The organism is Bradyrhizobium zhanjiangense, assembly GCF_004114935.1.
Taxonomy (GTDB): domain Bacteria; phylum Pseudomonadota; class Alphaproteobacteria; order Rhizobiales; family Xanthobacteraceae; genus Bradyrhizobium; species Bradyrhizobium zhanjiangense.
On record NZ_CP022221.1, the window covers coordinates 177324 to 200733 of the forward strand.

At 64.1% G+C, this 23410-nt stretch carries 24 protein-coding genes and 1 pseudogene; 10 read left to right on the forward strand and 15 right to left on the reverse strand.

Annotation, left to right across the window (positions count from 1 at the left end; translation table 11 throughout):
• Positions 1-111: 111 nt before the first annotated feature.
• Both dinB and XH85_RS00825 read left to right on the forward strand, forming a co-directional pair.
• A complete protein-coding gene (gene dinB, locus XH85_RS00820; protein WP_128930339.1) occupies positions 112-1212 on the forward strand; it encodes a DNA polymerase IV in 1101 nt (366 codons plus the stop codon).
• Positions 1213-1315: 103 nt separating this feature from the next.
• The gene (locus XH85_RS00825) at positions 1316-2734 is read left to right on the forward strand and encodes a sensor histidine kinase (protein WP_128930340.1); all 1419 of its coding nucleotides are present in this window, start codon (positions 1316-1318) and stop codon (positions 2732-2734) included.
• 614 nt (positions 2735-3348) lie between these two features.
• Here the strand turns inward: XH85_RS00825 and XH85_RS00830 are convergent.
• Positions 3349-3642: a hypothetical protein gene (locus XH85_RS00830; RefSeq protein WP_091898453.1), complete on the reverse strand. Its 294-nt coding sequence runs from the start codon at positions 3640-3642 to the stop codon at positions 3349-3351.
• 218 nt (positions 3643-3860) lie between these two features.
• Positions 3861-4547, reverse strand: a complete 687-nt coding sequence (locus XH85_RS00835; RefSeq protein WP_091898451.1) for a DNA-3-methyladenine glycosylase I — start codon at positions 4545-4547, stop codon at positions 3861-3863.
• Positions 4548-4705: 158 nt separating this feature from the next.
• On the opposite strand from XH85_RS00835, the gene XH85_RS00840 reads away from it, so the two are divergent.
• The gene (locus XH85_RS00840; protein WP_128930341.1) at positions 4706-5533 is read left to right on the forward strand and encodes a metallophosphoesterase family protein; all 828 of its coding nucleotides are present in this window, start codon (positions 4706-4708) and stop codon (positions 5531-5533) included.
• Here XH85_RS00840 and XH85_RS00845 read toward each other — a convergent pair.
• From XH85_RS00845 to XH85_RS00860, 4 genes are all read right to left on the reverse strand, one after another.
• Positions 5472-5957 (reverse strand): Crp/Fnr family transcriptional regulator, encoded by a 486-nt coding sequence (locus XH85_RS00845; protein ID WP_128930342.1) that lies wholly within the window; start codon positions 5955-5957, stop codon positions 5472-5474. The genes XH85_RS00840 and XH85_RS00845 overlap by 62 nt on opposite strands.
• Positions 5958-6040: 83 nt before the next feature.
• Positions 6041-6781, reverse strand: a complete 741-nt coding sequence (locus XH85_RS00850) for a di-trans,poly-cis-decaprenylcistransferase (protein ID WP_091898445.1) — start codon at positions 6779-6781, stop codon at positions 6041-6043.
• 26 nt (positions 6782-6807) lie between these two features.
• Positions 6808-7182: a transcriptional regulator gene (locus XH85_RS00855; RefSeq protein ID WP_130212267.1), complete on the reverse strand. Its 375-nt coding sequence runs from the start codon at positions 7180-7182 to the stop codon at positions 6808-6810.
• Positions 7169-7786: a hypothetical protein gene (locus XH85_RS00860; protein WP_128930344.1), complete on the reverse strand. Its 618-nt coding sequence runs from the start codon at positions 7784-7786 to the stop codon at positions 7169-7171. The genes XH85_RS00855 and XH85_RS00860 overlap by 14 nt, the downstream gene beginning before the upstream one ends.
• A gap of 195 nt (positions 7787-7981) precedes the next feature.
• On the opposite strand from XH85_RS00860, the gene XH85_RS00865 reads away from it, so the two are divergent.
• A complete protein-coding gene (locus XH85_RS00865) occupies positions 7982-9226 on the forward strand; it encodes a S1C family serine protease (RefSeq protein ID WP_128930345.1) in 1245 nt (414 codons plus the stop codon).
• A gap of 180 nt (positions 9227-9406) precedes the next feature.
• Here the strand turns inward: XH85_RS00865 and XH85_RS00870 are convergent, their stop codons facing one another.
• From XH85_RS00870 to XH85_RS00890, 5 genes and pseudogenes are all read right to left on the reverse strand, one after another.
• Positions 9407-10144 carry a DUF899 domain-containing protein gene (locus XH85_RS00870; protein WP_128930346.1) on the reverse strand — a complete coding sequence of 246 codons (738 nt, stop codon included), beginning with the start codon at positions 10142-10144 and terminating at the stop codon, positions 9407-9409.
• Positions 10145-10165: 21 nt separating this feature from the next.
• Positions 10166-10498, reverse strand: a pseudogene (locus XH85_RS00875) (SRPBCC family protein); the annotation flags it as partial.
• Positions 10499-10509: 11 nt separating this feature from the next.
• A complete protein-coding gene (locus tag XH85_RS00880) occupies positions 10510-10974 on the reverse strand; it encodes an ArsR/SmtB family transcription factor (RefSeq protein WP_164940266.1) in 465 nt (154 codons plus the stop codon).
• A 107-nt stretch (positions 10975-11081) separates the two neighbouring features.
• Positions 11082-11357: a DUF3551 domain-containing protein gene (locus XH85_RS00885; protein WP_128930348.1), complete on the reverse strand. Its 276-nt coding sequence runs from the start codon at positions 11355-11357 to the stop codon at positions 11082-11084.
• Positions 11358-11505: 148 nt separating this feature from the next.
• Positions 11506-12480: a Bug family tripartite tricarboxylate transporter substrate binding protein gene (locus tag XH85_RS00890; RefSeq protein WP_128930349.1), complete on the reverse strand. Its 975-nt coding sequence runs from the start codon at positions 12478-12480 to the stop codon at positions 11506-11508.
• 125 nt (positions 12481-12605) lie between these two features.
• On the opposite strand from XH85_RS00890, the gene XH85_RS00895 reads away from it, so the two are divergent.
• Both XH85_RS00895 and XH85_RS00900 read left to right on the forward strand, forming a co-directional pair.
• Positions 12606-13016, forward strand: coding sequence for a VOC family protein (locus tag XH85_RS00895; RefSeq protein ID WP_128930350.1), 411 nt, complete (start codon positions 12606-12608; stop codon positions 13014-13016).
• Between the two features lie 225 nt (positions 13017-13241).
• On the forward strand, positions 13242-14822 hold the full coding sequence (locus XH85_RS00900) for an AMP-binding protein (RefSeq protein ID WP_128930351.1): 1581 nt from the start codon (positions 13242-13244) through the stop codon (positions 14820-14822).
• Between the two features lie 52 nt (positions 14823-14874).
• On the opposite strand, the gene XH85_RS00905 is transcribed toward XH85_RS00900, so the two are convergent.
• The 3 genes from XH85_RS00905 to XH85_RS00915 all read right to left on the reverse strand — a co-directional run bounded on the left by XH85_RS00905 (position 14875) and on the right by XH85_RS00915 (position 19150).
• Positions 14875-15969, reverse strand: coding sequence for an HD-GYP domain-containing protein (locus tag XH85_RS00905; RefSeq protein ID WP_128930352.1), 1095 nt, complete (start codon positions 15967-15969; stop codon positions 14875-14877).
• A 407-nt stretch (positions 15970-16376) separates the two neighbouring features.
• Positions 16377-18662: a xanthine dehydrogenase family protein molybdopterin-binding subunit gene (locus tag XH85_RS00910; RefSeq protein ID WP_128930353.1), complete on the reverse strand. Its 2286-nt coding sequence runs from the start codon at positions 18660-18662 to the stop codon at positions 16377-16379.
• On the reverse strand, positions 18659-19150 hold the full coding sequence (locus XH85_RS00915) for a (2Fe-2S)-binding protein (protein ID WP_036002624.1): 492 nt from the start codon (positions 19148-19150) through the stop codon (positions 18659-18661). Before XH85_RS00915 ends, XH85_RS00910 begins: the two co-directional genes overlap by 4 nt.
• Before the next feature lie 490 nt (positions 19151-19640).
• On the opposite strand from XH85_RS00915, the gene XH85_RS00920 reads away from it, so the two are divergent.
• The 4 genes from XH85_RS00920 to XH85_RS00935 all read left to right on the forward strand — a co-directional run bounded on the left by XH85_RS00920 (position 19641) and on the right by XH85_RS00935 (position 22309).
• The gene (locus tag XH85_RS00920; RefSeq protein WP_128930354.1) at positions 19641-20405 is read left to right on the forward strand and encodes an alpha/beta fold hydrolase; all 765 of its coding nucleotides are present in this window, start codon (positions 19641-19643) and stop codon (positions 20403-20405) included.
• A 24-nt stretch (positions 20406-20429) separates the two neighbouring features.
• Positions 20430-20765, forward strand: coding sequence for a hypothetical protein (locus tag XH85_RS00925; protein ID WP_128930355.1), 336 nt, complete (start codon positions 20430-20432; stop codon positions 20763-20765).
• Between the two features lie 169 nt (positions 20766-20934).
• On the forward strand, positions 20935-21609 hold the full coding sequence (locus tag XH85_RS00930) for a dienelactone hydrolase family protein (RefSeq protein WP_128930356.1): 675 nt from the start codon (positions 20935-20937) through the stop codon (positions 21607-21609).
• A gap of 217 nt (positions 21610-21826) precedes the next feature.
• Positions 21827-22309 carry a hypothetical protein gene (locus XH85_RS00935; RefSeq protein WP_128930357.1) on the forward strand — a complete coding sequence of 161 codons (483 nt, stop codon included), beginning with the start codon at positions 21827-21829 and terminating at the stop codon, positions 22307-22309.
• 168 nt (positions 22310-22477) lie between these two features.
• Here XH85_RS00935 and XH85_RS00940 read toward each other — a convergent pair whose 3' ends face one another.
• The gene (locus XH85_RS00940; RefSeq protein ID WP_128930358.1) at positions 22478-23224 is read right to left on the reverse strand and encodes a polysaccharide biosynthesis/export family protein; all 747 of its coding nucleotides are present in this window, start codon (positions 23222-23224) and stop codon (positions 22478-22480) included.
• Positions 23225-23410 lie beyond the last annotated feature (186 nt).

The window sequence follows — 23410 nt, forward strand, 5'->3', positions numbered from 1 at the left end:
CGGGCTCGAACGGGCCGCAGAAATGCATCATGCGGCACATTCGAAAGCGTCCATTGAAGCGTGGGCACGGGCCACCTCGCGCTTCGCTCCGCTCAATTGTATCATCTTTCCATGAGCGAATCCGACACGGTGACCGGCGAAGCCTCGCCCGTCCGCAAGATCATCCATATCGACATGGATGCTTTCTATGCGTCCGTGGAGCAGCGCGATAATCCGGACCTGCGCGGAAAGCCGGTCGCGGTCGGAGGCTCTGCGGAACGCGGCGTGGTCGCGGCCGCCAGCTATGAAGCACGCAAGTTCGGGGTTCGCTCTGCCATGCCTTCCGTGACTGCGAAGCGGCAGTGTCCCGATCTGATCTTCGTGAAGCCGCGCTTCGAGGTCTACAAGGCAATCAGCCGGCAGATTCGCGATATCTTTGCCGAGCATACGCCCATCATCGAGCCATTGTCGCTCGACGAGGCCTATCTCGACGTGACGGAAAACCTGCAAGGCATCCCGCTGGCGCGGGACATCGCCCTGCGCATCCGCGAGAAGATCAAGGCCGAGACGGGCCTCAACGCTTCGGCGGGCATCTCCTACAACAAGTTTCTGGCAAAGCTCGCCTCCGATCATCGCAAACCCAACGGTCAGTTCGTGATCTCGCCGGAAATGGGCCCCGCTTTCGTCGAGGCGCTGCCCGTTGGCAAGTTCCACGGAATAGGCCCGGCGACGAGTGCGAAGATGAACGCGCTCGGCATGTTCACCGGCCTCGACATCCGCAACCAGACGCTGGAGTTCATGAATGCGAATTTCGGCAAGTCGGGCGCCTATTACTACTGGATCTCGCGCGGTGTCGACGAACGTCCGGTCCGGGCCAACCGGATCCGCAAGTCCATCGGCGCGGAGAACACGTTCTCAACCGATCTCACCGAGTTCGACGCGCTGGCCGCCGAGCTCGAACCTCTCGTCGACAGGGTATGGCGGCATTGCGAGGCCACCGGCAACCGCGGCCGCACCGTCACCCTGAAGATCAAGTTTGCCGACTTCGAGATCATCACGCGCAGCAGGTCCGTCGCAGCGGCGGTTGCAGGACGGGACGATTTGGAACGGCTGGCCTGCGGCCTGCTCGAAGCCGAGATGCCGCTGCCCAAGCGGGTCAGGCTACTGGGGGTCTCGCTGTCTTCGCTCCAGGTCGGCGGCGATTCGGAGCCTCAGCTGACATTGGGTATTTGAACGCGACCGGTGGGCCCCGGCGAACGCGACATCTTTATCCGCGACGCGGCGCCAAACCTGTCGTAGAGACATCAAAACATGCCTTTTCGCGATTGATGTTGGGATGCTTGCCTTATTGATACGCCTCGGACTGCGCTTCGAAGACCGCATCGAGGAGCGGCGGTTTGTCGATCAGTACGTCCGAGGCAGTCTCGGGTGGACGCAGATCGCGATGCTGCTCGGTGCCGCCACCTATGCCGGCTACACCATCTGGGATTGGGTGCTCTACCCCGAAGTCGTTCCGACCACCCTTGCAATCCGCGGTGGCACCGCCCTGTTCGTGCTGCTCCCGCTGACCGCGCTGCTGTCACGGCGATGGATGAAGCCATGGGCAGAGACGATTTTCCTCGTCTACTGCGTCATTCCCGGCTGCATCCTGCCGAGCATTTATCTCGTGCTGCCGTCAGGCTTCACGTTTGCCGCTCCGGGCATGATGATGATCATCCTGTTCGTCTCGACCATGCTGCCATTGCGGATCGGCTCGCTGGCAATTTTCTGCCTGCTGTCGTGGGTGGCGCTGCTGGTCGCCGAGACGTTCGCGCTGACGATGCCGACGGGCCTGCGATTCATCAATCATTCTCTCGTTGGAAACGCCTACGCATTGTCGCTCTATGCCGTGGCTGCGCGCGAGTACCGGGCCCGAAAGCAATTCCGAACGTCCGAGGCGCTGCAACGGGAGAAAGAACGCTCGGAGAAATCGCTACGCGATCTCCGCGCGACCCAAGAGCACCTCGTGCAGGCAGAAAAGCTCGCCTCGCTCGGGCAATTGGTGGCAGGCGTCGCTCACGAGGTCAGCACTCCGCTTGGCCTCGCCTTGACGACCTCGACAGCCATGCAGACTGATCTACAAGCAATGGCTGATGCATTGGGCGGAGCGTCGGTCCGGCGATCCGATCTGACCAAGGGGATTGACCGGCTCAAGCAGGGGCTCAACCTGACCTTCGACAACCTGCACCGCGCATCCGAGATGGTGCATAGTTTCAGGCAGGTCGCCGTGCATCAGGCCGATGAGGACCGGCGCACGTTCGAGCTCAGGGATTGGCTGTCGGAGTTGACGTCCAAGCTCGGGCCGCTGCTGTCGCACCATGGCCTGGCGGTCGACGTACAATGCCCGGCGGGAATCACGCTCAACAGCTATCCCGGAGCGCTTGCTCAGGTGATCAGCAATCTCGCTCTCAACACTGCCGGGCACGCCTATCCTGACAAAAGCGGCGGCAGGTTTGTCATCACGGTGAGCCAGCCGGACCCGAAATCAGTCCGCCTGGTCTGCGCCGATGAAGGCGTCGGAATCCCCGAGCCATTGCAGGCTCACATCTTCGATCCGTTCGTTACGACCAGCCGGGAGCGTGGCAACGCCGGCCTCGGGCTCCACATCGCGTTCAATTTAGTCGCCTCATCGCTCAACGGGCGCTTGCGACTCGAGAACAAGGCGGGTCCGGGAACTCAGATCGCCATCGAGATTCCCGCTGAAGCAACAGTGTAAGAGAACAGCGAAGTCTCGAGGCTTGACGCTATTACGCGCGGTTCCCAATGAGTGAGCCGGCAGGTTTCTTGATGCGGTCAGCCTCTTCTGTAGCTCGAGCTCGGTCTTTTCCCAATCGCCTCTCACGAGGATCCCGCCAGCGCAAGCATCGAACGTCGATGCGAGTGCGTGCGCACGCCCATCCTGTGGTGGCTGATTGGGCGAAGCGGCCCGGTGCGTCATCGAGACCTCATGAAGGTTGTCGGGCCTCACCTCGCCGGTACCCTCGCTTCAGTCGTGACTGTGTCTGCTGCATCGCTGGCTGCTGGCACGTTCGATCGACGAGATTCCCGATTTGGCAGCCTGCTTCTGCCTTTCGTATGCGGTCTCGCTCACGATCATCGCGCTGTTTCCGGCCTGTCGCGGAGAAATGTGGCGCTACGCACGCAGCGTCAGTGGCGGATGACACGATGGGCACCAAGCTCGTTGGCAAGATACTTGTTGACAAGACACGCGTTGGCAAGACAACCCAGCTGATTGTCACGTGACCGGCACGCTAAAGCCGTGCGCCACAGCAGCGAACCGCAGTTCGCCGACCGTGGCGCACGTGTCTCAAAATGTCCCGCTCGGGCCGATCAATGCCTCACATGCTCGAACACCACGATCACGCCGGTCGGTTCCGGCTCGTGCGCCATCAGGCGGGTCAGGTCGGAATCGCCCCAATCGGCGAGGCTGACGACTTCGCCGCTCTCGCGATCGGTACCGAGCGACGGTGTGGGCTCGAGAACTTTGAGGCCCATCTCGTCGACGAAGAAGGTGTGCTCACCGAACATGCTGTTAAGCTGCGGCATGGCGGGATGTTCGTCGGGCAGCACCTGAGCACCGAGTTGGTTGACAGTCTGCTTCACTTGTTCGGATGTGAGCTTCATGAGCTGCTCCGTTCTGTCACGTCGGGTTTCATTGAGCTGAGCCAGAGCGAACGTTCCCTGCGCCGGTGTGCCGCCTGGCTCAAAGTTCGAACAAGTGCTGCGCACAAATGTTCCTTAGAAATGTATTTCGTGATCGAGCGCTGCCTCTGCCGCGCTCATGGCACGGGATCGCCACAGGATGTCCACGATCCGGCGGCCAATGGCCTTCTATCGGCCTGCTACTCGCTCCTGTCCTCACCGATCGACAATGCGCAGATGCGTGACAGATACGTGTAGGGCAGGCCGGTCTCCTCGGACCAGGCGTTGAATTGCGCCTGCACTTTGGCGAGATCGCCCTTCGACTTCACCTCTTCGGCAATGTCGAGACCCGCATCGCGCAGGCAAGCCACCACGTCCTTGGAGGTCACAAAACCGTCCCAGCCGACGAAGCGCAGCAGCATCTGGCCGGTGTTGCCGCCTAACCGGCTGCCGCGCTTGGCGAGGAGATCGAGCAGCCCAATCTCGTCGGACGATGGCCATTTCGCCAGAAACTTGCCGAAGCTGCCGTGTTCCTTCGCGATCTCCTGCACGAAAGCGGCATTGTCGCGCACCGACATGATCTTGGCGCCGTTGCGTACGATGCGTGCATCGCGCAGCAGGGCTTCCCAGTACTCCTCGGGCTGGAAGCTGAGCTTGGCCGGCTGGAAATGCAGGAAGGCGTCTTCGAAACCGTCCCATTTCGTCTCGATCACGCTCCAGGCAAAGCCGGCGCAAAACACTCGCTTCGTCATCTCGGCGAGGATGCGGTCGTCGCCGAGCTTCGCCAGCCGCTTGAGGTCTGGCTTGTTAGGCATCAGCTTCTCCAGCGCCTTAGGCCCGCCCTTGCGTTTCTCGGCGCGGGCACGAATGGTCTTGAAGGGGGTCATGCGGACACGAGCGGTTGAAGGGTGCGCCACGAGATCAGAATTCGATGATCCGGTCCAGCCTGCGCGGATTGATCAGAAGGAGTGACGTGCTGGCCTGCTTCTTGCTTCATGACATTTGGTATTTCCTGACATATTCAATCCTCCGCGGACGGATTTTAATGCGCTGCCTGGTCGTCGCCGACCTGCATTATTCGCTGCCGCAGCTCGACTGGCTGGTCAGCGCCGCGCCGCAATTCGACCTCGTGATCTTCGCCGGCGATGCGCTCGACATCGGCTCGATGGTGGACTTTCGCGCCCAGATCGTGGTGGTGAAAAAGTACCTCGCGCTGCTCGCCGCGAAGACCCGGATGATCCTCTGCTCCGGCAATCACGACCTCGATGAACGCAATGCGGACGGCGAGAAGATCTCGCGCTGGATCTCGGAGGTACGAGAGCTTGGGATTGCCTGCGACGGCGACGGCCTCAGCATCGACGACACCTTGTTCACGGTGTGCCCATGGTGGGATGGACCGCTGATCAAGCAGCGTCTCGTCGAGCAGCTCCGTGACGCCGCCACCAATCGCCCGCGGCGCTGGATCTGGGTGCACCATGCGCCGCCGGCGGAATCACCGACGAGCTGGGGCGGCAAGCGCTTTTTCGGCGACGTCGAGCTGGTGCAATGGATCATGCAGTATCAGCCGGCGATGGTGATCTCCGGCCATGTGCATCAGTCGCCCTTCATCAGGGATGGCTCTTGGTTCGACCGGCTCGGCGAGAGCTGGGTCTTCAACACGGGCCTACAACCCGGCCGGCCGCCGACCTACATCGTGCTCGATCTCGGTGCGGACAAGGCGTTCTGGCTTGCGGCCGGGGAAGCGCAATGGATCGACCTGAGCGCGCCGCTAAAGCGACCCGCCGCGCCCATCGAGACGCCGCCGGGCTGGCTCACATCCTTGGATCGGATTGCCGATCCGAGCCTGGCGAGACCTCCTGCGGCGGCAGGTTGATCATGCTCTGCAGCACCTCGCCGACCATCGTCAGATGGGTCCCGTGGTCGGCATATTGCCGCTTGAGATCGGCCAGATAGGTGTTGGCGGCGTTGAGCCGCTGGGCCAGCATCTTCGCGATCAGAAGCGCCATTCCGGGCTGCTGCTCGAGAAGCGAGGCCGCATCTTCGAATTCGTAGATGACCGCGTCGGAGCAGGCCCGCACCGTCGCGGTATGCGGCTGGCCCAGCAGCACCGACATTTCGCCGAGCACAGCGCCCGGCTCTGTGACGGTGGCAACCACCATCTCGCCCTTGAGCACCTCGAGCTTGCCCTGCATCAGCACGTAGAGATGGCCGCTGGTGCCGCCCTCGGTGATCACCACGGTACCGGCTTTGACCTGCCGCTCCGTTCCGCCGGTGCAATAATCCAGAACTGCGCCCATCGCCAAAGGCTCCCCTCACGGCGACAGTAGAGCATGATCCGCGCCCTACGCTTGCTCAAGATTACAGCAAGTGAAGGCTGGCGTCACGCACGTGAGAGCGCAGGCACTTCCTCGGGCATGATCGCCTGGAGGCCGCCGAAACGGCGTTCGCGGCCATGGAAGGCAGCGAGCGCCTCGGCGAGATCGCCGGCATCGAATTCAGGCCACATCCGCTCGGTGAAGTGCAGCTCGGCATAGGCGCCTTCCCAGAGCAGGAAGTCCGACAGCCGCTTCTCGCCCGAGGTGCGGATGATGAGATCGACGTCGCGCAGGCCGGCCTCGCCGGTGACGAGCTGCGAGAACGCTTCGCGGGTGAGGCTGGTCAGCGCCGCGGCCTTCGCCGCGGCGTTGAGGATGGCGTCGCGCGCGGAATAATCGACCGCGATGCGCAAATGCAGCGTACTGCCTTGGGCGGTCGCCTCTTCGGCGCGCGCGATCGCGCTGGCGATGCCGTCGGGCAGGCGGTCGCGGCGGCCGATCACGGTGAGGCGCACGCCGTTCTTGACCAGGCTCTGCACTTCATTGGAAAGGTAGAAGCGCAGCAGCGTCATCAGCGCGGCGACCTCGGCCTTGGGCCTGCGCCAATTGTCGGTGGAGAAGGCATAGAGCGTCAGCGTGCCAATGCCCTGCTTGGGCGCGGCCTCGACGATGCGTCGGATCGTCTCGACGCCGGCCTCGTGGCCGCGCAGGCGCGACAGACCGCGCCGCGTCGCCCATCTGCCGTTGCCGTCCATGATGATGCCGACGTGAAGCTTGTCGTCGCAGGACACAGGGTTACTTTGCATTACAAAGTCTCCGGTCAAAAGGGGGATCAGGTCGAAACGAAACCGAGGCGTCCGAGCGGCGGCGCCTCGCGGCCGGCGGCCTTGGCGGCATCGCGCACGAGGCGTTCGAGCACGGCGAGATAATCGAGGAAACGACGGCGGCCGGACTTGGTGAGGCGACAGGTCGTGTGCGGGCGATTGCCCTCATAACCCTTGGTCACCTCGACGAGGCCGGCCTCCTGGAGCACGGCGAGGTGCCGGCTGAGATTGCCGTCGGTGAGGCCGCAAAGCTGCTTGAGGTCGGCGAATGCCAGCCCCTTGGGATGCGCCATCAACGAGGTCAGCAGGCCGAGCCTCGCCTTCTCGTGGATGACGCGATCGAGCCCTTCGTAGGAGAACGGCGCGCTGTCAGACTTCGACATCATGGTCTCCGGACGCGACATACAGAATGGCCGCCATCACCGACTGCCCGATCACGAAGGGCAGACCCATGGTCCATGGCGATAGCGTGTGAGTTTGGCTGGCGTGCACCACCACCGCAAAGCCTGACACGAAATACCAGGCGCCGGCGAGCGCGACGGTACGCGGCAGCGAGCGGACGGAGGCGAAGATGCCGAGCGACACCAGGATCTGCCACAAGCCGGGCAACAGCCACAGCGTTTCCGCTGCAAATTTCCACATCACCACCGCGAGCAGCACGCCGGCGATGCCTGCGGGCAGGAAATGCTCGACCGCCTGGTGGATCATGGCATCGGCGAGGCCCGAATGATGGCGGCGCGAGCGCGCGCGCATCTCGATCCCGATGATCAGGCCGGAGAGCACCGCGGCGATGAACCAGCCGATGAAGAAGTCGAGCGGCTCGCTGGTGGGATCGCCGAGCAACCAGAATTGCAGAACCGCGGTGATGAGCGCGACGGCACCTGTCGCCGCCATTGTCGCCGGGCCGTAGCCGCGGAACGCGGTGCCCGCCGCGATCTGGCTGCGGATCGTCACGATGTCGGCCAGCGCCTTGTCGAGATCGCGCATTGGCAACGCCAAAACCTCGTTCCGCCCCTGCTACCCAGAGCCCGGTTACTTTGTATTGCAAAGTATATAGCACTGCAAAGTAATGGCAAGCCCGAATGTCCCGGCAGCCAGCTCGAACTTGAGCGGACAACTGGCGGTTGCGCGCCACCGCGTCCCACAGATAAGATGGAGCGAAAAGCATTTCCGGGGGCTGGTATGTGGCTTAAGTCATTTGTCGTTGCGTCTTTGTTGCACGTGGGTGTCGTCAGCGTCGCGCATGCGGCGGGACCGTTCGGCTCCGTCAATGTCGGCAACTGGATCGGCGGCGCTTTCAGCAATGATGAGACGGGAGCGTTCTCGCATTGTGCGGCCACCGCGCCTTACGCCAACGGGGTGAGTCTCGTCGTCGCGCAGAATGCGGCCGGCTCCTGGCTTCTGAGCCTTGCCAGCCCCGGCTTTCGCTTCAACAAGGGCGATACCGCGCCCGTCGACTTCATCTTCGACGGCCAGGAGCAGGCCAGGTTGTTTGCGACCTCCAACGCCCCCAACATGGTGACGACCATCCTGCCCCTCAATGTCGCTCGCACCTTCCAGAAGGCAAGCCTGATGGTAGTGACGACCAACGGCAGCAAGCCACTCCAGTTCGTGTTGACGTCGACGGCACCCATGGTCGCGGCGCTGGCGAACTGCGTCACGCGGGTGAAGGCGGACGGGCTCAGCAAGGCGGGGGACTTCACCAAGGGTACAGCGAAGCCAGCGGCCACAGCGGACAAGCAGGCGCCACCGCAGGCTAGCAAGTCCGCCAAATCCAAGAGCGGCACCGGCTTCGTGGTCAGCGCCAATGGGCACATCGTCACGAACAACCATGTGATCGAGGGTTGCAGCGACCTCAAGGGCAATCTCACGGGCGAGGCCGCAATGGTGTTGCGCGTCGTATCGAGCGATGCAAACAACGATCTGGCCCTCTTACAGGCGCCGTCGACAGCGACGTTCAAGGAGTTTGCCCGGATTCGCGACCGCTCGATCCGCTCCGGCGATTCCGTCGTCGCGATCGGCTTTCCCTATCACGGGCTGCTGAGCTCGGACTTCACCGTGACCACCGGTATCGTGAGCTCGCTCAGTGGCATGCGCAACGATTCGCGTTTCCTGCAGATCAGCGCGCCCGTGCAGCCCGGCAATAGCGGAGGCCCGCTGTTCGACACCACCGGGCAGGTTGTGGGTGTGGTCACCGGAAAGCTCGACAATCTGCGGATCGCGGTCGCAACCGGGAACATCCCCGAAAACATCAACTTCGCCATCAAGACCGGCGCGCTGCGCGACTTCCTCGACAATTCCGTGGTGCCCTACCAGACCGCCGAGCCGAAGGGCGAGCTCAAGACCACCGACATCGCCGGCAACGCCCGGCCCTATACGATGCTGATCTCGTGCAACGCGACGGAGCAGGCCGACGCGAAGCGGTGAAGGCGGGCACCGACCGCGCCTAACCTCCGACGTCGTCCTGGCGAAAGCCAGGACCCGTTACCCCAACCAGGGGTTTGGCGAAGATTGGTCGTTCGGTACGACAACCGAGCGCCATCGATAGATTCCGCGGTATGGGTCCTGGCCTTCGCCAGGACGACATCGAGAAACGAACCGCTCCCTTCACCCGTGGCAGCACGCCTCCTTGGTCGCCTCCGGTTCGTACTGGTCGCGCAGGCGAACCCAGTCCATCGGATAGGGCAAGCCCTCCTCGTGACGGCCTAGCGGCGTGAGGTCGAGGTATTGATAGGCGGCATTCATCATATCGAGGCCGCGGGCGAAGCATGAGTAGGTGTGGAAGATCTCGCCGGCCTTGTTGCGAAAGAACACGCTGATGCCGGGCAACTCGGGCCCGTAGAACGGTGTGGTGCCGAAATTGTACTTCGGCACGCCCTTGTCGATCTGCTCGGGTGTGAATGAGACTTCGTAATCGTAGTTGAAGTCGTTGCTTCCCGAGGAGACCCAGTCGAAGGTCCAGCCCATCCGCTTCTTGAATGCGTCGAGCTTGGCAACGGGCGCGAGCGAGATCGCAACCATGCTGGTGTCGCGCGCGGCCAGATGCGGCACCATGCGCTCGAAACCGTCGGCCCAGAACGAGCAGCTCTTGCAGGCGGCATCCCAATCGGGTGCGAACATCACGTGCTGCACCACGAGCTGCGGCCGGCCCTTGAAGAGATCGCCGAGCGTCAGCTTGCCGTTCGGTCCGTCGAACAAATAGTCCTTGTCAACCTTGACCCACGGCAATGCACGGCGCTCCTCGGCCAGACGCTCGCGGGCCGCGGTGAGCTCCTTCTCATGGGCGAGATGAGCCTTGCGGGCGGCGATCCATTGCTCGCGCGAGACGATCTGATGTTGCTGCATGGTGTCCTCCTCTGATCGGGATCAGGCGACGAAGGCATCGAGCTTGTCGAAGAACGAGCTCCAGCCGCGCAAATGGTTGTCGCGGGCGGTTTCGTCGAAGAACTGGGCGTGATGGAAGACCATCAAGGTGCCGGCGCTGTCCGGCTTCAGCGTGATCGTCACCAGCGATTCGCGCTCCGGCGTCGAATGCCAGGCCCAGGTGAAGACCAGCCGCTCGTTCGGCACGACGTCGCGATAGGTACCGCCGGCCTCGAAATATTCGCCGTCATCACGGGTGAAGCTGATGCGAAAGCTGCCGCCGGTGCGGACGTCGAGCTCGGCTCGAACCGTCGCAGGCTTCATGTTCGGCGGCCCGAACCATTGCGCTAGCTGCTCGGCTTGCGTCCAGGCCGCGTAGACCTTTTCCGGCCGCGCGCGGAGCCGGCGCGTGAGCGTGAGGCTTGGGCGTTCCGTTGGGCGCTCGGCGGCGCTGAGATCGGCGTTGACGGCTGCGTTGGCCATGTCTCTTCCTCCACGAAGGCGGCAAGGCGATCGAGATTGTCGGACCAGAATTGCGCATAGCGATTGAGCCAGTTCATCGCCTGCTCCATCGGCTGCGCGGTGAGCCGGCAGGCGACCGTGCGCCCGGTCTTCTCCCGCAGGATCAGGCCCGCATCCGTGAGCACGTCGAGATGCTTCATGATCGCCGGCAGCGAGATCGGGAACGGTGCGGCCAGCTCGCTCACCGACAGGCTGTCCTGCTCGCCGAGCCGTGCCAGCAGGGCACGCCGCGTCGGGTCGGATAGCGCCGCAAAGGTCCGGTCCAGCGTCTCGTCCTGATACTTAACCATAAGGTTTAGTATAGGCGCGAGCGCGGATCCGTCAAGCCCGAACCTCCGCACGCGGTTCTGCACGAGCGCGTGATCAGGCAGCGGGTCAGTGGGGAACGTGGGTTGCGCTAGTATGGCGCGACGGCGCGCGTGCGGCGGTGCACTCGCGGCTGAGGTTGCATCTGGCCGTAGCCAAAGCGAGGATTGCGACCGCAGTACAACAGCCGGCCGGAGATGCTGGCCTGGCACTGCTCATAGGTGCTGTAGGCGCATTCGCCGGGATAGTCGTACTCGCCGCCTTGCGCGCACCAGGGATAGTCGCGCGCGGCGGCTGGGAGAATGGTGGCGAAACCGGCAAGGACCGTCACGCCAAGCGTCAGCAGCGCCAATTGGGTGTTGCGCATGATCCAACTCCTCTCTTGCTGGCGTCAGATACGCCACCATCCTCACGAGGTTTCGTCGCGCCGGTTTATTCCAGATCAAGTGTATCGCGCGCGCAAGAAAAAAGCCCTGCCGAACGGCAGGGCTCCAATCACGCTCATCACAAGATCGCTACTCGACCTTCAGGCCGGCGAACTCGACGACCTTCTTCCACTTCTCGGTCTCCGCCTTGATTTCCTCGCCGAACGCCTCGGGCGTCTGCACCCGCGGCTCGCCGCCGAGCTCGACCAGACGCTTGGCCATGTCAGGCTCCTTCATCAGCGTGTTGATCTCGCTGTTGAGCTTGGCGATGATCTCCTTCGGCGTGTTCTTCGGCGCGCCCATGCCGAACAGCGCGCTGGCCTCATAGCCCTTGACGGTGTCGGCAATCGGCTGCACGTCGGGCAATTGCGGCGAGCGTTCCGTGGTGGTGACGCCGATTGCGCGCAAGCTGCCGGAGCGGATGTGCTGGATGATCGAGGGCATGTTGTCGAAGATCACCTGCACCTGGCCGCCGAGCATGTCGGTGATCGCGGGCGCCGCGCCGCGATAGGGCACGTGCTGCATCTTGCAGCCGGTCATGGCCATGAACATCTCGCCGGACAGATGCACCGAGGTGCCGTTGCCGGACGAGGCCATGTTCACCTTGCCGGGATTGGCCTTCACATATTCGATGAACTCGGCGACGTTCTTGGCCGGCACGTCCTTGTTCACGGTCATCACGTTCGGCACGCGCTGGAACGAGGCGACCGGCGCGATGTCGCGCACGAAGTTGAACTTCAGGTTGGCGTAGAGCGAGGCGTTGATGTAGTTGGCCGGGTTGACCAGCTGCAGCGTGTAGCCATCGGGCTCGGCGTTGATGACCGATTCGGTGGCGATATTGTTGCCGGCGCCCGGTTTGTTCTCGACCACGAATTGCTGGCCGAGCCGTTCCGACAGCCGCTGGCCGAGCAGCCGCGCCAGGATGTCGGTGGCACCGCCCGGCGGATAGCCGACCACCCATTTCACTGGACGGGCCGGATAATCGGCGGCAAGGGCCTTGGACAGCGGGGTGGCTGCAAGCGGACTGGCGGCAAGCAGGCCCAGCGCGGTACGGCGAGTGATCATCTCAAGGGTTCTCCCAGTGTTGTTCTTGAAGGCCGGATATCTTGAAAGTTTCGTCGGCGGGGGTTGTAACAAAGCTTGCCGCAGGCGGAAAGTGCACGGGGCGCATCACGACGAAAGGATGAGACATGCCGGTCAAGGTCGAAGCTCTCGATCATCTCGTGATCAACGTCGCCGACGTTGCGGCCACCGCGGAGTGGTACCGCAAGATTCTCGGCATGGAAGTCAAGGTGTTCGACCCCGGCGGCGGCAAAGCGCCGCGGACTTCGCTACAATTCGGTAACCAGAAGATCAACGTGCGGCCGCGCGATGGCGACAAGGTGGAATGGTTCACCGCGGATCACCCAACCGCCGGCAGCGAGGATCTGTGCTTCCTCACCTCCGCCACTCCCGAAGAGGTAGTGGCGCATCTGCAGGCCCATGGCGTCGCGATCGAGGAAGGGCCGGGCCCGAGGCAAGGCGCCCGCGGCACGCTGCGCTCGGTCTATTGCCGGGATCCCGATGGCAGCCTGATCGAGATCTCGTCGTACGAGGGTTAGGGCCTGACGGCCGGCCTCAAGCACCGTCATTGCGAGCGAAAGCGAAGCAATCCAGAAATGCATCCGCGGAGGGACTCTGGATTGCTTCGTCGCAAGGGCTCCTCGCAATGACGGAGGAGAGAGCGAGCGCCCCCGCGCCATTTGCTTCCCGCGCCATCGGGTGGCAGGAAGACGCAATAATCCAAAGACAGCCACCATCAAGATGCAGGCTGCACGGGAGGACACATGCCCATTCAACAGACCGCCGCCGGAATCGTGGGCCCTTTCGACGGGCTCGACGTGCCATGGCTCCTGAAGCTGCGCGCCGAGGTGCGCGGCACACATCCGTTCCTGATCTGGGCGCCGTTCGATGCGCCGGCGCGGCGCTGGAGCTATGGCGAGTTTCACGAGCGGGTCGGCGCCCTCGCTGCAGGCCTCGCAAGGCGCGGCGTCAGGCCGGGCGAATATCTGCTCATCCATCTCGACAATTGCATCGAGGCGATGCTGGCGTGGTTTGCCTGTGTCGAGCTCGGGGCCGTCGCGGTGACCACCAACACCCGCTCGGCGCCGGCCGAGATCGCGTACTTCGCCGATCATTGCGGCGCGGTCGCCGCGATCACGCAGCCCGCCTATGCGGAAGTTGTCGCGCAGAACTGCCGCAACATACGCTGGATGGCGGTGACCTCGCACGATGCGGGCACAGCGCCGGCGCAAGCGGTCGCGCGGGGCGACAGTTTCGAGTCCCTGTTCACTGAGAGCGCAGATCGCCCCAGGCGCGCCACCGATCCACTCGCGCCGTGTAGCGTGCAGTACACATCAGGCACTACGTCGCGCCCAAAGGCGGTGCTGTGGACCCACGCCAACGCGCTGTGGGGCGCCAAGATCAACGCCGCGCATGAAGACCTTCATGCCGGCGACGTGCACCAGACCTATCTGCCGCTATTCCACACCAATGCGCTGGCCTATTCCATGCTGGCGACGCTGTGGGTCGGCGCCACCTGCGTGATCCAGCCACGCTTCTCCGCCAGCCGGTTCTGGCGCGTCGCGCGCGAGCACGGTTCGACCTGGACCTCGACGATTCCGTTCTGCATGAAAGCGCTGCTCGAGCAGGAGATCCCTAACGACCACAAATTCCGCCTGTGGGGCAGTGCGATCAACGAGCCGCCGGCCTTCGCCGCGTTCGGCGTCAAGATCATCGGCTGGTGGGGCATGACGGAGACCATCACCCACGGCATCGTCGGCGAGGTCGACCAGCCCAACATCCCGATGTCGATCGGCCGCGCGGCGAGTGAGTATCAGATCCGCATCACCGACGACGACGGCCGGCCGACGGACGTCGGCGGCACCGGCAATCTCTCGATCAAAGGCATCCCCGGCCTGTCGCTGTTCGCCGAATATCTGCACAACGAGAAGGCGACGCGCGAGAGTTTTGACGAGCACGGTTTCTTCCTCACCGGCGACCGCGTCGAGCGGCTTCAGAACGGCTACATCAAATTCGGCGACCGCGCCAAGGACATGCTGAAGGTCGGCGGCGAGAACGTCGCGGCCTCCGAGATCGAGCAGGTGATCGCGCTCGTTCCCGGCGTGCGCGAGGCGGCGGTGGTGGCGAAGACGCATCCGATGCTGGACGAGGTGCCGGTCGTCTTCATCATCCCGCAGGGCGGCGTCGCGGGTGCTGCGCCCGACCTGCATGATCGCGTGATGGCGGCCTGCCGCGCTGGCCTTGCCGACTTCAAAGTGCCGCGCGAGATCAGGCTCGTCGACGACATGCCGCGCTCGACGCTGGAGAAGGTGGCGAAGGCGGAGCTAAGGAAGATGGTGGGGTAGCGCGAGCTCTTGCAACAACGTCGTCCTGGCGAAGGCCAGGACGACGATGAAATCAAAACGACCCCAGCGCCACCGGGCGGAACGCCTGCAACAGTTGCTGGTCGAGCTTGCCGCCCATGCCTTCCATCATCGTGAACGCACGCGAGTGGGTGAAGGGCATGCGGTAGGCACGCTTCTCCACCAGGGCGGCGTAGATGTCGACGATCGTCGTCAGCCGCACGATGTCGCTGATCTGGTTCGACGACAGGCCATTGGGATAGCCCGAGCCGTCGAGGAATTCGTGGTGATGCAGGATGACGTCGAGCATCTCCGGCGGGAAGCCGCCTTGCGCGGCGAGCGCATCATAGCCGCGGCGCGGATGCTGGCGGACCTCGGCCATCTCCTCGTCGGTGAGCTTGCCGGGCTTGTCGAGCAGCGCGGAGGGAACGAAGGCCTTGCCGACGTCGTGCAGCAGCGCGGCGCGGGTCAGGCGGCGCTGGTCGTCCTCGCGCATGCCGAGATGCTGGGCGAAGGCGACGGCGAAACCGGTGACGAACAGGCAGTGGCGATAGCTGCCGACATGATGGCAGCCGACCGTGGTGAGCCATTCGCGCAGCGAGGAGTGCTTGATCGCCTTCAGGATCTTGCTCTCGGCGGCAATGACGTCGTCGAAGGTCAGCGGCACGCCGAGCGGCAGCTTCTCGAACATCTTGGCGAGGACCGCATGCGCCGCCTCGACGCCGCGGTTGAGCGTCTTGCCGCGGTCGGTCGCGTCATAGACGGCGGTGTCCGGGAAGGCGGAGCGGATGCGCTGAAGGATGGCGTCCGCCTGCAGCGGGCGCGAGATGGTGTCGGTGGCGCCCAGCGCCCAGGCCTGCATGGTGCCGTGATGCAGGGCGTCGGCGAGCACGAACAGTCGCGGCATCGACCGATAGGCATCGCCGCGCAGCTTGTTGCGTACCCGCTGCACGCTCTCGGGCGAGCGCAAATTGATGTCGACGACGAGGCCGGAGAGATCGCGCGACGGCTTCTCGGGAATGTCCTGGGTCGTGACCGTCGACACCTCACCGACCGCTTTCAAGATGCTGACGAGCTCGCTGCTCTCGTCGCTCCGGTCGGAAGCGAGCAGAAGCCGGCGTTTGGCGGCGGGTTTGGCTGAGGCGTTCATGAACTTCCCCAAAAGGAACCGAGAGCACGACTATTGGCCTTAAGCCTAAGCCGGATCAGGTTCTCTGGCTCTTAAGAGGCGTGCTCAATGGAACCCTGCGGAATTGAGCGCAATTTGAGGGATTTCCGCTATGGGCGGCTCCAAACAAAAAGTCGAAAAAACAACCCCATGCACAGTAGCCGGACCATTGATAACAAAGAGGGATTTTTAACCCTGACAGTCTCCGTCATGGCCGGCCTTGTCCCGGCCATCCACGTCTTGCCCGCGGCACGCAGAACGTGGATGCCCGGGACAAGCCCGGGCATGACGGCGAGTTATGGAGATGCAGGGGACCCCAAAGGAAATCCGCCGGAGGTTGCCCTCCGGCGGACCATCTCATGCAGCCTTGTCGAGCAGCCTGCCCCGCCTCACGCCTTCATGCTCGCCTTCACGGCTTCGGCCGTGATCGGCAGCGCCCGGACGCGGGCGCCGGAGGCGTTGAAGATGGCGTTGCCGATGGCGGGGGCCACCACAGTCACCGCGGGCTCGCCGACGCCGGTGGCCTTCTCGCCATTGGCAATCACGGCGACGGCGACCTCGGGCGTCTGGCTCATGCGCAAGGGCGTATAGCTGTCGAAATTGGTCTGCTCGATGCCACCGTCCTTGAGTGTCGCTTTCTCATACATCGCCAGCGACAGGCCCCACAGCGCCGCACCCTCGACCTGGGCGCGGATGTTGTCGGGATGCACCTGGGTGCCGACGTCGGTTGCGACCGTGAGCTTCTTCACGGTCACCGCGCCCGACGGCGCCACCGCGACATGGGCAACGCACGCCGTCCAGCTCGCAGTCGCCCGTTCCTGCGACGAGACGCAGGCCACGCCCATGCCTTCTCCCTTGGGGAGTTGCTTGGTGCCGTAGCCGGACAACCCCATCGCGGCGAGCAGCGTGTTGCGTAGCCGCTGCGCGCCGCCGTCGTTCTTGCCCGCGCCATCGAGCAGCGAGATGCGGAACTGCGCCGGATCCTTGCCCGCCGCCGCCGCGATCTCGTCGATCATGCTTTCGACCGCCCAGAAGGTCCAGCCCGGCGCCACCGAACGGAGCTGGCCCGACGGCGTGGCGTTGTGCGCGAGCTCGTTCTTGATCGCGCGCACATAATGGTTGGGCACGGTGTAGAAGAAGTCGGCCCCGTTCACCGTGAAGGAATCGAGCGGACCTTTCTTGTCGACCGACGGCGTCAGGAAGTCGGGGATTCCCCAGCGCGCGGTCGGCCAGGCCGAGACCACGTCGTGGCTGATCGCAATGAGCTTGCCATCGCCGTCGACGCCGGCCTTGACCTTTTGATAGGTGAGCGGGCGCGAGAAATCCATCGTCATGTCGTTCTCGCGCGAGTAGATCACCTTCACCGGCTTGCCGACCGCCTTCGCCGCCTGCACCGCCGGAATCATCATGTCGGCATCGAGCCTGCGGCCGAAGCCGCCGCCGAGCCACATCTGGTGCATGACCACGAACTTCGGATCGATTCCGGCCGCGCCGGCTGCGATCGCGCCGGAGCGCGTCGCGAACTGGTTGCCGGAATAGATGTGCAGGATGTCGCCCTTGAACTCCGCAGTGGCGTTCATCGGCTCCAGCGGCGCGTGGATGTTGATGCTGGTGGTGTATTCCGCCTCCAGCACTTTTGCCGCCGAGCCGAACGCAGCGTTGGGATCGCCGTCCTTGACGAAGAACTGGCCGGAATCCTCCAGCTTCTGAAGCCGCATGGCTTCATCGAGCAACGACTGGCTCGACAGCTTGGCGTTGGGACCGCCGTCATAGGCGATCTTCAGCGCCTGCGCCGCCTTCTTGGCGTTGGCGTAGGTGCTGGCCACCGCGACGACCCAGCCCGACGTCGTTCCGGTCTTGTCGTCGAGCGTGACGGCCTTGATGAAGCCTGGCACCTTCTTGGCGCCGCTGTCGTCGACCGATTTCACCGTGGCGCCGAAGCGCACCGGCGGCGTGACCACCGCGCCATAGGCCATGCCCGGCAGCATCACGTCGATGCCGTACTTGGCCGTGCCGTTGGTCTTGGAGGGGATGTCGAGCTGCGGCACCGAGACGCCGATCATGGTGTATTGATCCGGCGTCTTCAGCTTGATCGCCTTCAGCTCATCCGGCGTGAAGGTTTTCGTCGCTTTGCCGCTTTTCACGATTTCGGCGAACGACATCTGCTTCTTCGACTTCGGATGCACGATCATGGAATCGCGCACCACGAGCTCGCTGGCCGGCACACCCATCGCGGCGGCCGCGCCTTCCGTCAGTGCCATGCGGCCCGCGGCGCCGGCGCGGCTCATGGCGTCAAAGTTCATCATGGTCGACCAGCTGCCGCCGGTGATCTGCGCGCCCAGCACGGGATCGTTGAACTTCGGATCGTTGGAGGCAAGTGCGACGCGCATGTCGCTCCATTTCGCGCCCAACTCCTCGCAGACGATCTGCGCCATGGTGGAGGCGATGTGCTGGCCCATATCGGCCTTGCCGCAGGTCACGGTGACGAGACCGTCGGGCGAGATCGCATACCAGACGCTCGGCTCGAAACTGGCCGGCGCCGCAGCCGCCGCAGAATCGATGCCGGGCACGCCGGCATAGCCGAGCACGAGGCCGGTCGCGGCGGTGCCGACCAGGAAGGAGCGGCGGCTGAGATCGGTCGTTTCAAGGGCGACGTTTTTCACATGCTCGTTCATGTGGGCCTCCGCTCGCTGGAGGTGGCGGACGCGGTGCGCATCTCGGATGCGGCGCGCATGATCGCCTTCTGGATCCGCGAATAGGTCATGCAACGGCAGAGATTGCCGTCCATATGCGCCACGACCTCTTCCTTGGTCGGATTGGGATTCTTCGCAAGCAGCGAAGCCGCCTGCATGATCTGCCCGGACTGGCAGTAGCCGCATTGCGGCACCTGCTCGGCGATCCACGCCTTCTGCAAGGGATGATCGCCCTTGGCGGACAGGCCTTCGATGGTGGTGATCTTCTTGCCGGCGACGTCGCCGACCATGGTCTGGCACGAGCGCACGGCTTCGCCGTTGACGTGCACGGTGCAGGCCCCGCACAGCCCGGCACCGCAGCCGAACTTGGTGCCGGTCATCTGCAATTGCTCGCGGATCGCCCAGAGGAGCGGCGTGTCGTTCGCCGCATCCACGGACAGACTCCGCCCGTTGATGGTGAGAGTTGGCATAGGCGTCTTCCCCTGCCGGTGCATGAAGCCGCTTACGGCGGCAACTTGTCTGGCGGACGCCCACCGGGCTGGCGTCCCGCCTTGGCGGCGAGCATGATCGCGTTCACGCGCGGAGGCAAATGCAATTTGAAAGCAGTCGAAAAGCTAGCTCTGCACTTGCTCGTTGTGCGCCGCGCCAACGGCGCGACGCAGCCACTGGACACAACAGCACGTGTATCTGACATGCATGCCATCGCGTTCAGGCAGTTTCTTCCAGGTAACTTGGCGGACTAGACTGTGAGGAAGTGAGCTGAAGTCACAGCGGCGCCACGAACGTCCCTTCTCCCCTTGCGGGAGAAGCGCGAAGCGCCGGATGAGGGGTTCTCTCCACTCGCGAAACCATTCGTGAGGATAGAGACCCCTCACCCGGCTTCGCTTCGCGAAGCCACCCTCTCCCGCAAGGGGAGAGGGTGCAGCGACGCCCGCGGCGAGAAACAGAAGGGTAGGAGACATGCCGAAGATCAATCGGGACGGCGTCGGGATCTATTACGAAGTCCATGGCGAGGGGCCGCCATTGCTGCTCACTCACGGTTATTCCTCGACGTCGGCGATGTGGCACGGGCAGATCGATGCGCTCGCGAAGAACCACAAGCTCGTGCTGTGGGACATGCGCGGCCACGGCCAGTCCGATTACCCCGACGATCCCAAAGCCTACAGTGAAGCGCTGACTGTCGGCGACATGGCGGCGATCCTCGATGCGGTCGGCACTGAGCGCGCCATCATCGGTGGTCTCTCGCTCGGCGGCTACATGTCGCTCGCGTTCTATCGCGCGCATCCAGAGCGCGCCCGCGCGCTGCTGATCATCGACACCGGCCCCGGGTTCAAGAAGGACGACGCCCGCGAGGCCTGGAACGCGCGGGCGCTTGCCACCGCCGATCGGCTGGATCGCGAAGGCCTCGAAGTGCTGAAATCAGCAACGCGCGAGCGCGCCAGCGCCAGCCATCGCAACGCCAGGGGGCTGGCGCTCGCCGCGCGCGGCATGCTGACCCAGCGCGACGCGCGCGTGATCGAGCTGCTGCCCGAGATCAAGTTGCCCAGCCTGATCGTGGTCGGCGCCGACGACACGCCGTTCCTGGCGGCGTCCGATTACATGGCGGCAAAGATCCCCGGCGCACAAAAGGTCGTGATCCCCGCCGCCGGACATGCCGTCAACATCGATCAGCCCAAGGCTTTTGTTGACGCGGTCGAGCCTTTCCTGAAGAACTTGCCGGGATAGGCCGATCAAGCAAGGACGTGGGCGATGAAGCTGATGATGCTGGCTGCTGGCATGATGTTGCTATCGATGTCTGCGCAGGCCGAGCCGTTCGGCACCATGCCGCCGCGCCGGCCCTTCGTCGCGAGCTTGTCGAACAATACGCCGCTCGCCTTCGGCATGGATGCCGAACAGACCGCGCGCGCTCTCGGGCAGCCCCTGCAATATGTGCGAGGACGTCCCGGCAACGAGATCTACCTCGCTTTGCGCAACATCGGCGGTAGCGGCTTGATCCCCTATCGCCACCGCCTGTTCCTGCAATTCCGCCATGGACGCTTGGCAGGATGGAAGGAGGATTACGGCGAGAACTGGATGTGGGAGTGAGAGCGGCTGCGCGCCGACAATTCCGGATCGTCATGGCCGGGCTTGTCCCGGCCATCCACGTTCTTCCGCGCTGAGACAAGACGTGGATGCCCGGGACAAGCCCGGGCATGACGAGTTTGTGGAGCAATCCGAACTCTCAATCAATGATCAACCGAGAAGGGCAACCCGCGTGGGACAAGACATCAAGCTGACGGCTTCGGACAATTTCCAGCTGGGCGCCTATCGCGCCGATCCCTTGGGCACGCCGAAAGGCGCGGTGGTGGTGATCCAGGAGATATTTGGGGTCAATCACCACATCCGCTCGGTCTGCGACCGTTTCGCAGGGGAAGGCTATGTCGCGATCGCGCCGTCGATCTTCGACCGGACCGCGCCCAATTTCCAGTCGGGCTATTCGCCCGACGAGATCGCGGAGGCGCGCAAATTCGTCGCCAATCCGGACTGGGCCGCGATGCTGCGCGACACCCAGGCGGCGATCGACGCGGCCAGAAGCGTCGGCCCCGTCGGCATCATCGGCTTTTGCCTTGGCGGCAGCGTGGCCTTCGTTGCGGCGACGCGACTGTCGGGCCTCAAGGCCGCGATCGGCTATTACGGCGGCGCGGTCGAGCGCTTTGCCGATGAGACGCCGAAGGTGCCGACGCAGCTGCATTTCGGCGAGAAGGATGCCGGCATTCCCCTGACCGACGTCGAGACCATCAGGACGAAGCGGCCCGATGTGGAGGTCTTCGTCTATCCGGGCGCGCAGCACGGCTTCCATTGCGACGAGCGGGCGAGCTATGACAAGGCCAGCGCCGACATCGCCTGGCCGCGCAGCATGGCATTTTTCGCGAAGCATTTGACGAAGTAGCGCGCCGTCATTCCGGGATGCGCCGCGAAGCGGTGCAGGCCCGGAATCCATTGGGCGTCAGAGCTAGCGGGTCGATGGATTCCGGGTTCGCGCTAAGGCGCGCCCCGGAATGACTGGGAGACAGTTGCGCTGCCCCGCTTCGCAGAAATCGGGTGGCTGCATCATGCCGCGCGGCGATAGAGCTGGCGGATCAAGCAACTCGCGCCGGAGCTTCGTCATGCAGCAAGCCATCACGCACCTCGTCCTCCGCAATCCGTTTGGAACCATGGACGTTCCGTCGCCTGACGATTCCGAGGTGCGGGCCTATTCCGCGACAGCATCGCTGTCCGGCGATGCAGCCGACGTCAACGCAGCCGCATGGGCATCCGTGGCTGCGCCCTCTGATCCGCTCGAGGGCTGGTGGCAGAGCCGCTGGAACGGTGGCGCCGATCCGACCATTGCGGGCGATGCGCCGGACAGATGGAAACAGGGCCGCGCGGAAATCCGCGTCACGGGAAGCCGCATCTATCTGCGCTTCGATTGGGACAATGGCCGCCGGCACGGACTGATCGACGCGGCGCGCGAGGGCGCGGATCGCCTGGTCGGCAAGTACATCAACCTGACCACGCCGGCGATCACACGGCCATGGGTCGGGCGCGTGGTGGATGCCACACGGATCGACGGGTGTTTTCCGAACGGGCGGCTGGATTTTCGAAGGTAGGTCGCGGGCGGAGAAAAATCGTCGATACGACCTAAGCTGTCATTCCGGGACGCGCGTAGCGCGGGCCCGGAATCCATCGTGCGGCAGAGTTGGTGGAGGAATGGATTCTCTGATGCGCAATTGCGCATCATAGCTCCCGCTTACGCGCGCCCCGGAATGACAGGAAGCCTAGAACCAGCGCTCGCCGACGAACACGGTGTCGCCCGGCGCAAGCGGCGTGCCGAGGGGGACGACCGCGCGCATCGCGCCGCCGGCTTCGGTGTGCGTGACGGTGACCACGTCGCGCTTGGCGCGGGGCGAGAAGCCGCCGGCGATGGCGACCGCGCTTTCGACCGTCATGTTCGGCACGTAAGGATATTGGCCGGGCGCGAGGACCTCGCCGAGAATGAAGAACGGGCGATAGGCCTCAATCTCGACGGCGACCGAGGGCTCGCGGATATAGCCGTTGCGCAGGCGTGCGGCGATTTCGCCGGCGAGGCCCGCCGTGGTGCGGCCGCGCGCGGGCACCGCACCGATCAGCGGCATGGTGATGGAGCCGCCGGCGTCGATCGCATAGCTGTTGGTGAGACCTTCCTGGCCGTAGACCACGACGCGAAGCCTGTCGCCGGCGTCGAGATGATAGGACGAGTCATAGCGCACCGGCGCCGCCATTGGCGCGGCGTAGCCGACCGGCATGGGCGCGGGCGAAGAGGCAAAGGAATTGCGCAGCGCGCCGATGGCGCCGCCACCGTCGGCAACGACGACCGGCTGCGGCGCGCTGTAGGGCTGACCATAGGCCATGGAGTCGAGATCGGCGCGCGGCTGCATCACCGCGACGGGGCCGGCGGTCTGCATGCAGCCGCCAAGGGCAAGCGCGGCGGACGCTGCCAGGGACGCTGCCAAGATCGACCATCGAAACGCGCGTGCAACCGGCACCGGACTTATCCCTCGAAACGAGACGGCTCCAGTCTTGCACCGGTTATGGTTAATAAAGCGTTGCGCGGGTTGTTCGACGCATGAGTGCGACAAGGACCCTGGTGCGCTCCCTCTCCCGCTTGCGGGAGAGGGCCGGGGTGAGGGTGTCCCCACAGAGGGATTCCCGACGAGGAAAGAGCCCTCACC